Origin of the sequence: Pseudomonas sp. A014, from assembly GCF_052378495.1 — a bacterium.
Lineage (GTDB): Bacteria > Pseudomonadota > Gammaproteobacteria > Pseudomonadales > Pseudomonadaceae > Aquipseudomonas > Aquipseudomonas machongensis.
Window position 1 is genome coordinate 2653122 of record NZ_CP199001.1, and the last position, 13741, is coordinate 2666862.

At 64.7% G+C, this 13741-nt stretch carries 9 protein-coding genes and 1 pseudogene; 3 read left to right on the forward strand and 7 right to left on the reverse strand.

The features are described from left to right. Positions 1-94 precede the first annotated feature (94 nt). Both ACTYOL_RS12135 and ACTYOL_RS12140 read right to left on the reverse strand, forming a co-directional pair. Entirely contained in the window at positions 95-850 is a 756-nt protein-coding gene (locus tag ACTYOL_RS12135; protein WP_371926297.1) for a methyl-accepting chemotaxis protein, read from the reverse strand. Positions 851-952: 102 nt separating this feature from the next. Further along, positions 953-2248 (reverse strand): annotated as a pseudogene (locus tag ACTYOL_RS12140) (HAMP domain-containing protein); the annotation flags it as partial. Between the two features lie 243 nt (positions 2249-2491). Here ACTYOL_RS12140 and ACTYOL_RS12145 point away from each other — a divergent pair. Both ACTYOL_RS12145 and ACTYOL_RS12150 read left to right on the forward strand, forming a co-directional pair. Continuing rightward, positions 2492-3811: a Na+/H+ antiporter family protein gene (locus ACTYOL_RS12145; protein WP_151924765.1), complete on the forward strand. Its 1320-nt coding sequence runs from the start codon at positions 2492-2494 to the stop codon at positions 3809-3811. 82 nt (positions 3812-3893) lie between these two features. After that, positions 3894-4808, forward strand: coding sequence for a LysR substrate-binding domain-containing protein (locus ACTYOL_RS12150; protein WP_323454225.1), 915 nt, complete (start codon positions 3894-3896; stop codon positions 4806-4808). 32 nt (positions 4809-4840) lie between these two features. On the opposite strand, the gene ACTYOL_RS12155 is transcribed toward ACTYOL_RS12150, so the two are convergent. The 3 genes from ACTYOL_RS12155 to leuC all read right to left on the reverse strand — a co-directional run bounded on the left by ACTYOL_RS12155 (position 4841) and on the right by leuC (position 8288). Further along, positions 4841-6169: a 2-hydroxycarboxylate transporter family protein gene (locus ACTYOL_RS12155; RefSeq protein ID WP_063544802.1), complete on the reverse strand. Its 1329-nt coding sequence runs from the start codon at positions 6167-6169 to the stop codon at positions 4841-4843. Positions 6170-6251: 82 nt separating this feature from the next. Continuing rightward, positions 6252-6860, reverse strand: a complete 609-nt coding sequence (gene leuD / locus ACTYOL_RS12160) for a 3-isopropylmalate dehydratase small subunit (protein ID WP_197889636.1) — start codon at positions 6858-6860, stop codon at positions 6252-6254. A 3-nt stretch (positions 6861-6863) separates the two neighbouring features. Then, positions 6864-8288, reverse strand: coding sequence for a 3-isopropylmalate dehydratase large subunit (gene leuC / locus ACTYOL_RS12165; RefSeq protein WP_200602526.1), 1425 nt, complete (start codon positions 8286-8288; stop codon positions 6864-6866). A gap of 185 nt (positions 8289-8473) precedes the next feature. Between leuC and ACTYOL_RS12170 the strand changes: the two genes are divergently transcribed. Then, positions 8474-9022: a TetR/AcrR family transcriptional regulator gene (locus tag ACTYOL_RS12170; protein WP_197889638.1), complete on the forward strand. Its 549-nt coding sequence runs from the start codon at positions 8474-8476 to the stop codon at positions 9020-9022. A 120-nt stretch (positions 9023-9142) separates the two neighbouring features. Here the strand turns inward: ACTYOL_RS12170 and ACTYOL_RS12175 are convergent, their stop codons facing one another. After that, on the reverse strand, positions 9143-10558 hold the full coding sequence (locus ACTYOL_RS12175) for an efflux transporter outer membrane subunit (protein ID WP_200602525.1): 1416 nt from the start codon (positions 10556-10558) through the stop codon (positions 9143-9145). Continuing rightward, on the reverse strand, positions 10555-13734 hold the full coding sequence (locus ACTYOL_RS12180; RefSeq protein WP_054891294.1) for an efflux RND transporter permease subunit: 3180 nt from the start codon (positions 13732-13734) through the stop codon (positions 10555-10557). Before ACTYOL_RS12180 ends, ACTYOL_RS12175 begins: the two co-directional genes overlap by 4 nt. Positions 13735-13741: the final 7 nt, after the last annotated feature.

Genomic DNA, 13741 nt, shown 5'->3' on the forward strand with positions numbered 1-13741 from the left:
GGTCGGGCAAAGTGTAGACGACGAGGGCAGCGGCCTGGTTCGGCGGCTGGCGGCGATCCCTGCGCGATGCCAGGCTGGCACCGCGCAGGCGTGTTCAGACCCGGAACTGGTCCATCAGCCCCTGCTGCTGGTTGGCCAGGCTGTTCAGCGACTGGCTGACCCGCGCCGACTCATTGGCCTGACCTGACAGCGATTCGGTCACGTCGCGGATGGTGGCCACGTTACTGTTGATCTCTTCGGCCACCGCGCTCTGTTCCTCGGCGGCCGAGGCGATCTGCAGGTTCATGTCGCTGATCACGGTGACCGCCTGGCCGATGCGCTGCAGCGCGGTGACCGCTTGGCCGACCTGCTCCACGCCGCCCTGGGCCTGACGATGACTGCTGTCCATGGCGCCAACCACCTCACGGGTGCCGGCCTGCAGCGACTCGATCACCTGGCGGGTCTCTTCCACCGACTCCTGGGTACGCCGCGCGAGGTTGCGGACTTCGTCGGCGACCACTGCGAAACCACGCCCGGCTTCCCCGGCGCGCGCGGCCTCGATGGCCGCATTGAGAGCCAACAGGTTGGTCTGCTCGGCGATGGAGCGAATCACCTCCAGCACCGAACCAATCTTCTCGCTGTTTTGCGCCAGCCCCTCGACCTGGGCCATGGCGCTGCTCATGTCGGCGGCCAGCGCATCGATGCTGTCGGTGGTCCGATCGATCACGGCCAGGCCTTCGCGGGTGGCCTGGTCGGCCTCGCGCGCGGCTTGCGCTGCCTGGGCCGCGCTGCGGGCGACGTCCTGGGCGGTGGCGCTCATTTCGTGGGAGGCGGTCGCGACCTGGTCGACCTGGCGGTACTGCTGCTCCATGCCCGCACTGGTTTCGCTGGCGATGGCAGCAGACTGGTCGGCCGTGCCGCGTGCTGCCTGCACTGAGCGTTTGACCTCGGCGATGGTGGGTTGCAGTTTGTCGAGGAAGCGGTTGAACCAGCCGGCCAGCTCACCCAGTTCGTCGCGCTTGTCGTAGTTCAGGCGACGGGTCAGGTCACCTTCGCCGCTGGCGATATCCTTGAGCATCGCTGCCACGCCGAGGATCGGCCGGGTTACCCCGCGCGCCATCAGCCACACCGCCAGCAGGCCGGCGATCGCCGCAGCCAGGCCCAGGCCCAGCTCGAGCAGGGTGCCGCTGGTGTTGAGCACGTCGAGTTCGCGCTTTAGCGCGTCGGCAGGGCCGGTCAGGGCGCTTTCCGGTACGTCGAGCAGCACACCCCAAGGCTTGCCGCCGGGAATCGGTGCGAACGCGGCCAGTACCTTGAGGCGTTGCTGGTCGTGAAGTACCTGCAGCTTGCCGGCGGTCAGCTTGCGCACCAGCTCGGCGCCCTGGCGGGTATCGACCTGGTCGAAGCGCTCGGCCAGCTTGCCGGCGTCCGGGCTGTAGCCGGCCAGCAGGCCCGCGGGGCTGAGGATGCCGACCTTGGTGCGACCTTCGTAGAGGCTGCGGCTGGCGTCTTCGCTCAGGGCCTGCAAGCTGTTCAGGTTGGTGTCGATGGACAGGGTACCGATCACCTTGCCGTCCACCATCAGCGGGAAGACGATGCTGGTCATCAGCACTTGCTGGCCAGCGATCTCATAGAAGTAGGGCTCGATCACGCAGACCTTGCCGGTGCTGCGCGGGCAGGCCCACCAGGTATTGGCCGCCTCGCCGCTGGGGCCGATCTGGGTGTTGGCCATATCACGCTCGGGCAACGCCATGGCGGTCAGTTGGCCCGCGCGCGGCTGCGACCAGTACAGGGCGAAGCGCCCGGTTTCGTTGCTGCCAAGCTCGGCGAGGCCGCTGAACAGTTTGTCCTTGCCGTCCAGGGCGTTGGCTTCGAATACCAGCGAAAGGCCGAGCAGCTCGGGGTTGGCCTGCAGGGCGGCGCGGACTTGGGCGGTCATGTCCTGGCGCAGGTCGTGGGCGTCGATGAAGCGCTTTTCGGCCTGTTCGCGCAGGAACAGGACCTGACGGGCGAAGCCGGCACCGTACTGGTAGGCGTCCATGAACTGACGGCGAATGCTCAGGGCCTGGACCTCGCCTTGAGATTCGATACGGGCCTGGGCGGATTCGGTGAGCATCTGCGAGCTGCTGGCTTTGACCAGATCCGAGCTGTGGTCCATGCGATACAACGAGAGGCCGACGAGCAATGTGACGATGCTGGCCAGGCACAACCCGGCGAGCAGGGTGATCTTCCATTGGATGGAAAGTTGACGCAACGGCATGGTGTACATCCCTTGTAATAGTAGAGCTGGGGCTGACGACTGTTTCGGCGGGACCGGGCTTTTCTTTATATGAACGTTCAATAAAGATAAAAGCGCCTATACAAACGCCATCCCTCGGCAGTTTTGACATCCTCCCCCCAGTGCTTCAGAGTGTGCGCCCTCCATAACAACACCCCTGGTCCGGCCGCTGCCCAGCGCAGCTTGTCGCCGGAGCGCCCGCTTTTTGTCTGTCGTAATGAGGTATTGCACACCATGAATGCAGTGATCGCCGCGGTCGGTATCATGCTGGTACTGAGCCTGTCCCGCGTGCATGTGGTCATCGCCCTGATCGTTGGCGCCCTGACCGGAGGCCTGGTCGGTGGCCTGGGGATCGAGGGCACGCTCGCGGCCTTCAATGGCGGCCTGGGCGGCGGCGCGACGGTGGCGTTGTCGTACGCGTTGCTCGGCGCCTTCGCCGTGGCCATCGCCAAATCGGGCCTGGCTCACGCCCTGGCTGACCGCGCCCTGGCGATGATCGACCGCCAGGGGCAGGCACAGAGCGGTAAGCTCAAGTGGCTGTTGATCGGCCTGATGCTGGTGGTTGCGGTGTCGTCGCAGAACGTTCTGCCGATTCACATCGCCTTCATCCCGCTGTTGGTGCCGCCGCTCTTGTACGTGCTGACACGCCTGCGCATCGACCGGCGCCTGATCGCCTGCGTGATCACCTTCGGCCTGATTACCCCGTACATCTTCCTGCCCGTGGGTTTTGGCAACATCTTCCTCAACCAGATCCTGCTGGCCAACGTCAGCCGCGCGGGCGTGGACATCAGCGGCGTCAACGTCACCCACGCCATGGCCATCCCGGCGGCGGGCATGCTCGTTGGCCTGCTGGTGGCGGTGTTCATCAGCTACCGGCGCAAACGTGACTACGACCTGGCGCGCATCGAAGAGGTCGAGCAGGTCAGTGTGCAGTACAACCCACTGACGTTGCTGGTGGCCGGCGCAGCCATCGCTGCGGCGTTCATCATCCAGTTGTGGCTGGATTCGATGATCATCGGTGCGATGGTCGGTTTCCTGATCTTCTCGCTGTCGGGCATCGTGCGCTGGCGCGAGACCGACGATCTGTTCACCGAGGGCATGAAGATGATGGCCATGATCGGCTTCATCATGATCGCGGCCTCGGGCTTTGCCGAAGTGATGAAGGCCACCGGCGAGGTGAAGAGCCTGGTCGAGACCTCGGCGCAGTGGATCGACCACAGCAAGGGTATTGGTGCCTTGCTGATGCTGCTGGTGGGGTTGCTGGTGACCATGGGCATCGGCTCGTCCTTCTCCACCGTGCCGATTCTTGCCGCGATCTTCGTGCCGCTGTGTGTGCAGTTGGGCTTCGACCCGCTGGCCACGGTGTGCATCGTCGGCACGGCCGGTGCGTTGGGCGACGCTGGCTCGCCTGCCTCGGACTCGACCTTGGGGCCGACCTCGGGCCTGAACGTCGATGGCCAGCATCACCATATCTGGGACACGGTGGTGCCGACCTTCATTCATTACAACCTGCCGCTGCTGGCGTTTGGCTGGGTAGCGGCGATGGTGCTTTAGGCCCGATCGGATCGATTGTCGCTAACCGGCAGGGCTGGCATCATGCCCGAAGCGTGAATCAATCGCATCGGGAGTACCTCCAATGAACACACCTCGTGCCGAATCGCCGCTGCCGGAAGACCTGCGGGTCTTCCTCACGGTGATCCGCAAGTCAGGTTTTGCAGCGGCAGCGGACGAACTGGGCTTGTCACCAGCCTATGTCAGCAAGCGCATCCGCTTGCTGGAGGTGGCGCTGGGCACGCGGCTGCTGCACCGTAACGCCCGCAGCATTGCCCTCACCGACGCCGGAGAGCGTGCCCAGCGCTGGGCCATCCGCATTCTCGGTGACATGGACGACTTCGTCGGCGAGATGAAACAGGTGCGCCAGGAGCCGCGCGGCGTGCTGCACCTGTGCAGCAGCTTCGGCTTCGGCCGCAACCATGTCGCACCTGCTGTGGCGCAGTTGTCGGCGGCGTATCCGGCCCTGGAGATTCGCCTGGACGTGTTCGACCGCGTGGTGGATATCGTCGCCGAAGGCTTCGACCTTGAAATCCGTATCGGCGACGACCTGCCGGCGCAGCACATCGGGCGCAAGCTTGCGAGCAACCAGCGGGTGCTGTGCGCCACGCCCGAATACCTTGCCCAGCGTGGTACGCCGCTGAACCTCAAGGATCTCGACAATCACGACTGCCTGGTGCTCAAGGAGCGCAACAACCCGTTCGGTGTGTGGCAGTTGCAGCATGCCGGTCGCGACGAAACGGTGCGCGTCAGCGGGCCGCTGTCGTCGAACAATGGTGAGATCGTTCTGCAGTGGGCGCTGGGCGGGCGGGGCATCCTGCTGCGTTCTTACTGGGATGTACGGCCACTGCTGGAGAGCGGTCGGCTGGTGCAGGTGCTGCACGACTACACCCAGAGTGCCAACGTCTGGGCGGTATACCCGACGCGCCTGGCGGACTCGGCGAAACTGCGCGTGTGCGTGGAGTTTCTCGAGCGGCACTTCAAGGTGTTGCTGGGGTGAAGCCAGGGGCCACGGGGTGGCCCCTGTTGCGTTCAGTTGAACAGGCCCAGCAGCAGGGTTGCGCCGATCACCGTCGCGGCGCCGCCCAGGCGCGTGGAGATCTGCGCGAAGGGCATCAGGCCCATGCGGTTGCACGCCGAAAGAATCGCCACATCGCCGGTGCCGCCCAACCCACTGTGGCAGCAGGTGACGATGGCCGACTCGACCGGATACATCTTCAGCAGATTGCCGATCAGAAATCCCGCCAGGGTCATGGCCAGTACCACCGAGGCACAGACCAGTACATAGCCGATGGAGAACACGCCCATCACGCTTTCCAGGGGTACATAGAGCATGCCCAGGCCGATCATCACTGGCCAGATGAAGGCTGTCGACACTAGTTTGTAGAACTGCTTGCTGCCTTTTTCCAGGTGCGTGGGCAGTACGCGCAGGTATTTGAACAGGACCGCGACCACGATCATCATCACCGGCCCCGGGATGTGCACCAGCTTCTCCAGCAGGCCGCCGAGGACGAAGAAGGTACAGATCAGCAGCACACCAGCACCCATGTAGCGGAAGTCGATGGCCTCGTCGTCGGCCTGCTCCTTGAACTTGTCGTTTTCTTCGCGAGCGCGGATCAGCATGCCGTCACCGCTGAGCTGCGGGCGCTTACCGGCCAGGCGTGCGAGGGCGCCGGCGCAGATGATCGCGACGATGTTGCCCACCACGGCTGCTGGTACCAGTTGCGCCACGTACTGCTCGGGGCTGCCGCCGAGAATGTGTGCATAGGCCAGCGACAAGGGCAGGATGCCTTCGCCGATGCCGCCGCCGATGATCGGCACGATGATGTAGAAGAAGGTGTGGTGGACCGAATAGCCGAACAGCACGCCCACCAGTATTCCCGCCGCGATCGCCGCCAGGGTGCCGGCCACCAGCGGCACGAACATGCGCATCATGCCCTGGACCAGGATGAAGCGGTTCATGCCCAGGATGCTGCCCACCACCAGGCTTGCGATGACGAAATAAAGGAAGTTGGCATCCTTCATCAGCATCTTCGTCGCATCCAGCGTGGCACTGCCGAAGAAGCCATGGAACACCAGCACCGAGGGCAACAGCAGGCAGAGGATCGCACCGCCACCAATTTCCTTGAGCAGTGGCAGGCGCTGGCCGAGCTGGCCGAAGAACACGCCCATGGTCATGATCACCGCCAGGCCGCCGATCATGGTCTTGGGCAGGTAACCGAAGTGTGCCGAGCAGAACACGATCAGGGCGATGCCGATGAAATAGGGCAGGGGAATCACACCGATCGGGTAGGTGAGCAGCGCGTTGAGCCGGCGCTGGACGGGCGTGTGTTCGGCGCTGGGCGCCAGGGTCTTGTTCATGTGCATGTCCTCTATTTGTTGTTGTACGAGGAGCCGTGAAGCGCCGCCCGTGTCCGGGCGGGCTTGTGTCGTCCCTGGCGGCTCAGGCCAGCCACGGATGGGCCTGCAGATGCCGTGCTTCGAAGGCGCGGATCTGTTCGGTACGTTGCAGCGTGCTGCCGATGGCATCGAGCCCCAGCAGCAACGCCTGCTTGCGCAACTGATCGATCTCAAAGTCGATGCTGCGACCGTCGTGCAGCGCGATCCGTTGTCGCTCCAGGTCGATGCTCAGTTCAGCGCTGCCGGGTTCGCTGACCCATTGCCCGATCTCTTTGACTTGGGCCTCCTCGAGCTGGATCAGCAGCACGCCGTTGCGCTGGCAGTTGTCGAAGAAAATCCCGGCAAAGCTGCTGCCGATCAACGCGCGGATCCCCAGTTGCTTGAGGCCCCATACCGCGTGTTCGCGGCTCGAGCCGCAGCCGAAGTTGGGGCCGACCACCAGAAAGCGCGCGTCCTGCCAGGGTGCCTGGTTGAGCACGAACTCAGGGTTCGGCGCGCCGCCTGCGGCAAAGCGCAGGTCGAAGAACACCCCACGGTCCAGGCCATTGCGATCGATGCCCTTGAGAAACTGCTTGGGCATGATCACGTCGGTGTCGACGTTGGCGGCCAGGAATGGGGCGGCGATACCCGTTTCGGTGAGGAAGGGTTGCATGGCTCAGGCCTCCAGGGGAAAAGTGCGGACATCGATCAGGTGGCCGCTGACGGCTGCGGCGGCGACCATCGCTGGGCTCATCAGGTGCGTACGTGCACCGGCGCCCTGGCGGCCCTCGAAGTTGCGGTTGGTGCTCGACGCGCAGCGGTCACCGGGGCTGAGTACGTCGTCATTCATTGCCAGGCACATGGAGCAGCCCGACTGCCGCCATTCGAAACCGGCATCGACGAACAGCTGCGCCAGGCCCTCGCGCTCGGCCTGTTCACGCACCTGGGTGGAGCCGGGCACGATCATTGCGCGCACCCCTGCCGCGACCTGGCGTCCGCGCACCACGCGGGCGGCATCGCGCAGATCTTCGATGCGGGCGTTGGTGCACGAGCCGATGAAGGCATGGCTGATGGGGATCTGGTCGAGCTGCATGCCGGGTGTCAGGTCCATGTAGCGCAAGGCGCGTTGCAGGTCCTGGCGGCGGATCAGGTCAGGTTCGTGCAGCGGGTCAGGCACCTGCTGGTCGATAGGGGCGGCCTGGTCGGGGCTGGTGCCCCAAGTCACCATGGGCGCCAGCTCGCCGACATCGAGGGCGACTTCAAGGTCGAACTGCGCGCCCTGGTCGCTGAACAGCGTGCCGCGCCAGTTCTGCACTGCCTGCTCCCAGAGTTCGCCCTTGGGCGCGCGGGGCTTGTCGGCAAGGTAGTCGTAAACCTTCTGGTCGGGCGCCATGAAGGCACCTCGGGCACCGGCTTCCACGGCCATGTTGCAGATGGTCATGCGCGCCTCGACGCTCAGGGCGCTGATGGTCGGGCCGGTGAACTCGATGGCATAGCCGGTCGCACCGGAGGCACCGATGCGGCGGATCAGTTGCATGATGATGTCCTTGGAGACCAGGCCTGCGCCCAGCTCGCCGGTCACCGTGACGCGCAGGGTCTTCAGGCGCTTGTAGACCAGGGTCTGGGTGGCCAGCAGGTGCTCGATCTCCGAGGTGCCGATGCCGAAACCGAAGGCGCCCAGCGCGCCGTAGGTGGTGGTGTGGCTGTCGCCGGCAGCGACCACCATGCCGGGCAGGATGAAACCTTGCTCGGGCGCCACCACGTGCTCGATGCCTTGGCGCTTGTCCAGCACATCGAACAGTTCGATGCCGAAGTCGCGGCAGTTCTGCTCGAAGTAGGAGACCTGCAGTGCGCCCCCAGCGTCAGGCATGGTGGCGATGCGCTCGGGGGCGGTGGGGTTGACGTGGTCGACCACCGCCAGCGTACAGGCCGGGCGCCAGACCTGCCGCCCGGCTTCGCGCAGGCCGCTGAAGGCCTGGGGGCTGGTGTATTCGTTGGCGACCTGGCGGTCGATGTACAGCAGCACATGGCCCTGGTCGTCCAGGGTGCAGACGGTGTGGGCGTCGAGGTGCTTGTCGTAGAGCGTTCTGGGGCGATGCATGGCTGTCACTCGCGATCGAATGGTCATGGGCGTAGGCGTCACGGTAAGCGCCTGGGTCCAGCTTATTCCGTTCGGATCGTGGAACAACGCAGCCAACGTAATGCTGTGCTGCACGAATCGTGCAGCATGCCGGGCGAGCGTCCTGGCTGGTATGCTCTGCAGCGAACCCACCTCAAGAGACCACCATGGCAAGGCCGCGAAAACAGGACAGCAGCGACAGCGACGTCAAGGCACAGATCATCGATGCCGCATTGCGGGTGATCCAGCGCGACGGTTCGGTGTGCGCCACCTACCGGCGCATCGCCAGCGAGGCCGGGATTTCGCCAGGGACCATGACCTACCACTTCAGCACCATCCAGGAGATCGTCGCGGCAGCCTTCGTCAAGATGACCAACCGCATCGCCGATCAGTACTTCACCCGTCTGGGCGATGCGCGTGATGCCGAGCATGCCCGCGAACTGCTGGCCGACCTGATCTGTGGCGAGTTGTGGAAAGCTTCGGGGCAGATGCTGCTGATCTTCGAACTCTATGCCTTCGTCTCGCGCCACCCCGACTACACTTACATCATGGATGACTGGATGGCCCGCTCGCGGGCGGCGTTGCAGGTGCATTTCGACGAGAAGACCGCGCGGGCGCTGGATGCGCTGATCGAAGGCTTCACCATTCACAATGCGCTGAGCCGCACGGTGGTAAGCCGGGACGACATCCTGGCATTGATCCGCGCGGTGTCATGAGCCTGACGCCGGTGCGCACGGCCAGGGCTGCAAAAAAAAGCCCCGCGGACCAAGGTCGGCGGGGCAAAGGGTTGGGGGAGGGACCAACCAAAGGAGTCGTTGCAACGGATCGCGTGAGGGTTACTTCACGCTGGCCACGGTGTCTGGCTGCCAGCCGCCACCCAAGGCCTTGTAGATCGAGACGATGCCGCGATACAGCTCGACTTCGCCCTGGGCCTGGGCATCTTCGGCGGCAAGCTTTTCGCGCTCGGCATCGAGCAACACCAGGTAATCCACCGTGCCTTCGCGGTAGCGCACCGAGGCCAGTTCTGCCGCCTTGCCGCTGGCATCGCTCTGGCGGATCAGCGACAGCAGGCGCTGCTGGCGCTTGCCGTAATCGCTGAACGCATTGGAGGACTCTTCCAGTGCCAGCAGTACCTGTTGCTCATAGGTCGCCAGCGCGCCTTCGGCGTCGGCCTTGGCGCCGCGCAAGCGGGCACGCACGCTGCCCAGGTCGAAGGCGGCCCAGCTGATGGTCGGGCCCAGTGCCCAGGCATTGGCAGCGGACGAACCGATCTGCGAGCCACGCCCAGCGGTGAAGCCCAGGAAGCCGCTCAGGCTGACCCGTGGGAACAGGTCGGCGGTGGCGACGCCCACATTGGCGGTGGCGGCGGCGAGTTGACGCTCGGCGCTGCGGATGTCCGGACGGCGGCGCAGCAGTTCACCCGGATCACCCACCGGCAGCGCCTTGGCGATTGCAGGCAGTTGCTTGGGCGACAGGTCCACGCTCAGTGCGTCCGGGCGCTCACCCAGCAGGGTGGCGATACGGTTGCGTGCCCGCACCTGCTCGGCCTGCAGTTGCGGCACGGTGGCCTCGACTGCCGCCAGGCGGGCATCGGCACGCACCACATCCAGCTCGTTGCCGACCCCGGTGTCGCGCAGGGTCACGGTGATGCTGCGCGAGTCTTGCTGGGTCTTGAGGTTGGCCAGGGCGATCTTTTCGCGCAACTGAGCGCCACGCAGCTGGCCGTAGGCATCCACCAGCTCGGCGATCAGGCTGACCTGCAGTTGTTGCAGGTCGGCTTCGGCGGCGTCTTCCTGAGCCTTGCTGGCCTCGATCTGACGCTGGATGCGGCCGAACAGGTCGACCTCCCAGGCCATGTCCAGGCCCAGGTCGTAGCGCTCGGTGTTGACTCGGCGATCGGTCTGGCCGGGTACCTGGCCCTTGCCGATGTCGCTGCTGGCGCGGCTGGTGACCACCGGCAGGTCGTCGTTGGAGACGTCCTCGCGGATCGAGCGCGCGGCCTTGAGGCGGGCGAAGGCCACGCGCAGGTCACGGTTGCCCTGCAGCGATGCCTGCACCAGCTGGTTCAGGGTCGGGTCGTCGAACTGCTTCCACCAACTGCTTTCGAAGCGGCTGCGGTCCAGGGTCTTGGCCGGCGTTTCGGTATCGAAACGCGCAGGCTGGGTGTCTGGGGTCTTGTAGTCCGGGCCCACCGCGCAGGCCGCCAGGGCCAGCGCCAGAAGGCTAGGAGTCAGGGGTTTGAGCAGGTTCATGCATGATTCTCCAGCGCTTGCACTCGCTCGGCCTTGCGGGCCTGGCGACGTTCGACGTGACGGCGGATCAGGTTGAAGAACACCGGCGTCAGGAACAGGCCGAACACGGTCACCCCGATCATCCCCGAGAACACCGCCACGCCCATGGCATGACGCATCTCGGCACCGGCACCGGAGGAGAACACCAGCGGCACCACACCCATGATGAAGGCGATCGAGGTCATCAGGATCGGACGCAGACGCAGGCGGCAGGCTTCCAGCACGGCGGCCAGCGGATCCAGGCCCTCGGCCTGCTTGTCCTTGGCGAACTCGACGATGAGGATCGCGTTCTTGCACGCCAGGCCCACCAGTACGATCAGGCCGATCTGGGTGAAGATGTTGTTGTCACCCCCGGAAATGATCACGCCAGTGATGGCCGACAGCAGGGTCATCGGTACGATCAGGATCACCGCCAGTGGCAGGCTCCAGCTTTCGTACTGGGCAGCCAGCACCAGGAAGGCCAGCAGTACGCAGAGCGGGAACACGAACAGCGCGGTGTTGCCCGAGAGGATCTGCTGGTAGGTCAGGTCGGTCCACTCGTAGGTCATGCCGTTGGGCAGTTCTTCCTTCAGCAGTTTCTCGATCGCCGCCTCGGCCTGGCCGGAGCTGTAGCCTGGGGCTGCGGCACCGTTGATTTCGGCGGTGATGAAGCCGTTGTAGTGCATCACGCGGTCGGGACCGGAGGTGTCGCTGACCTTGAGGAAGGTCGCCAGCGGGATCATCTCGCCCAGGTTGTTGCGCACCTTCAACTGGCCAATCTGCTCGGCGTCGAGACGGAACTGCTGTTCAGCCTGGACGTTGACCTGGTAGGTCCGGCCAAAGCGGTTGAAGTCGTTGGTGTACAGCGAGCCCAGGTAGACCTGCAGGGTGTCGAAGATGTCGGTGATCGCCACGCCATGGGTCTTGGCCTTTTCCCGGTCGATGGCAGCATCGACCTGCGGCACGTTGACCTGGTAGCTGGTGAACAACCCGGCGAGCTCAGGCACGCTGCGGCTCTTGGCGATGACGTTCTGGGTTTCCTTGTACAGCGCCTCGTAGCCCAGGTTGCCGCGGTCCTCGATCTGCAGGCGGAAGCCGCCAATGGTGCCCAGGCCCTGTACCGGCGGCGGTGGGAAGATCGCGATGTAGGCGTCCTGGATATCGGCGAACTGCGCGTTCAGCGCTGCGGCGATGGCTTGTGCCGACTGGCTCGGGTCCTTGCGCTCATCGAACGGCTTGAGCGGGGTGAACACGATGCCGCTGTTGGGGCTGTTGGTGAAGCCGTTGATCGACAGGCCCGGGAAGGCCACCGAGTCGGCAACGCCTGGTTGCTTGAGGGCGATTTCGCTCATGCGCTTGATCACTGCCTCCGTGCGGTCGAGGCTGGCGGCGTCAGGCAACTGGGCGAAGGCCACCAGGTATTGCTTGTCCTGCGCCGGGACGAAGCCGGTCGGCGTGGACGAGAAGCCCAGGTAGGTCAGGCCCATCAGGCCGGCATACACGAACAGGGCGATGCCGCTGGAACGAATGACCCGGCGTACGCCACCGACGTAGCTGTTGCTGGCACGGTCGAAGAAGCGGTTGAACGGCGCGAACAGCCAGCTGCCCAGCAGTTTTTCCAGGAACCGCGAGAAACGGTCCTTGGGCGCGTGGTGGTCCTTGAGCAGCACCGCGGCCAGGGCCGGCGACAGGGTCAGCGAGTTGAACGCCGAGATCACGGTGGAGATGGCGATGGTCAGGGCGAACTGCTTGTAGAACTGCCCGGTAAGGCCGGAAATGAACGCCGCCGGTACGAATACCGCGCACAGTACCAGGGCGGTGGCGATGATCGGGCCGGTCACCTCGCTCATGGCTTTTTGCGTGGCCTCCATGGGCTGCAGGCCCAGGCCGATGTTGCGCTCGACGTTCTCCACCACGACGATGGCGTCGTCCACCACGATCCCGATCGCCAGGACCAGGCCGAATAGCGACAAGGCGTTGAGCGAGAAGCCGAACAGATGCATCACCGCGAAGGTACCGATCAGCGAGACCGGTACGGCCATCAGCGGGATGATCGAGGCGCGCCAGGTCTGCAGGAACAGGATCACGACCAGCACGACCAGCACCAGGGCTTCGAACAGGGTGTGCACCACCGCTTCGATCGAGCCGCGGACGAACACGGTCGGGTCATAGACGATGCTGTAGTCCATCCCTTCCGGGAAGTCCTTCTTCAGCTCGGCCATCTTCGCCCGTACTTCGTCGGAGATCTCGATGGCGTTGGAGCCAGGGCGCTGGAAGATCGGGATCGCTACCGCCGGCTGGTTGTTCAGCAGCGAACGCAGGGCGTACTGGCTGGAGCCCAGCTCGACGCGTGCGATGTCTTTCAGGCGGGTGATCTCGCCGTCGGCGCCGGCGCGGATGATGATGTTCTCGAACTCTTCCTCACTGACCAGACGGCCCTGGGTGTTGATCGACAACTGGAAGCTGGTCGAGCCGGGGGCGGGCGGTGCGCCCAGCTGACCGGCAGCGACCTGGCGGTTCTGTTCGCGGATCGCCGCGACCACGTCACTGGCAGTCAGGTTGCGCGAAGCGGTCTTGTTCGGGTCCAGCCACACACGCAGGGAGTAGTCGCCCATGCCGAACAGTTGCACGTCACCGACACCGCCCAGGCGCGCCAGCTCATCCTTGATGTTGAGGATGGCGTAGTTGGACAGGTAGAGCATGTCGTAGCGCTGGTCCGGCGAGGTCAGGTGCACGACCATGGTCAGGTCGGGCGAGGCCTTGTCGACGGTGATACCGATGCGCGTCACTTCCTCGGGCAGCTTGGGCTGGGTCCGGGTCACGCGGTTCTGTACCTGCACCTGCGCGTTGTCCAGGTCGGTGCCCAGGGCGAAGGTGATGGTCAGGGTCAGCTTGCCATCGGCGGTGGACTGCGAGGACATGTAGAGCATGTTCTCGACACCGGTAATGGCTTGTTCAAGCGGTGCGGCGACGGTTTCGCCGATCACCTTGGGGTTGGCGCCCGGGAAGTTGGCGCGCACGACCACGGTCGGTGGCACCACTTCAGGGTATTCGCTGATCGGCAACTGGAACAGCGAGATGCCACCGGCGATCAGCAGCACGAGCGAGAGCACGGCGGCGAAGATCGGGCGGGTGATGAAGAATTTCGAGAAGTTCATCGATGTT

What these genes read in the sequence shown, in the direction of transcription:
- ACTYOL_RS12150 (WP_323454225.1), top strand. Translation starts at nt 3,894, where the DNA reads ATGAACACACCTCGTGCCGAATCGCCGCTGCCGGAAGACCTGCGGGTC.
- ACTYOL_RS12180 (WP_054891294.1), bottom strand. Translation starts at nt 13,734, where the DNA reads ATGAACTTCTCGAAATTCTTCATCACCCGCCCGATCTTCGCCGCCGTG.
- ACTYOL_RS12175 (WP_200602525.1), bottom strand. Translation starts at nt 10,558, where the DNA reads ATGAACCTGCTCAAACCCCTGACTCCTAGCCTTCTGGCGCTGGCCCTG.
- leuC (WP_200602526.1), bottom strand. Translation starts at nt 8,288, where the DNA reads ATGCATCGCCCCAGAACGCTCTACGACAAGCACCTCGACGCCCACACC.
- ACTYOL_RS12135 (WP_371926297.1), bottom strand. Translation starts at nt 850, where the DNA reads ATGGAGCAGCAGTACCGCCAGGTCGACCAGGTCGCGACCGCCTCCCAC.
- ACTYOL_RS12170 (WP_197889638.1), top strand. Translation starts at nt 8,474, where the DNA reads ATGGCAAGGCCGCGAAAACAGGACAGCAGCGACAGCGACGTCAAGGCA.
- ACTYOL_RS12155 (WP_063544802.1), bottom strand. Translation starts at nt 6,169, where the DNA reads ATGAACAAGACCCTGGCGCCCAGCGCCGAACACACGCCCGTCCAGCGC.
- ACTYOL_RS12145 (WP_151924765.1), top strand. Translation starts at nt 2,492, where the DNA reads ATGAATGCAGTGATCGCCGCGGTCGGTATCATGCTGGTACTGAGCCTG.
- leuD (WP_197889636.1), bottom strand. Translation starts at nt 6,860, where the DNA reads ATGCAACCCTTCCTCACCGAAACGGGTATCGCCGCCCCATTCCTGGCC.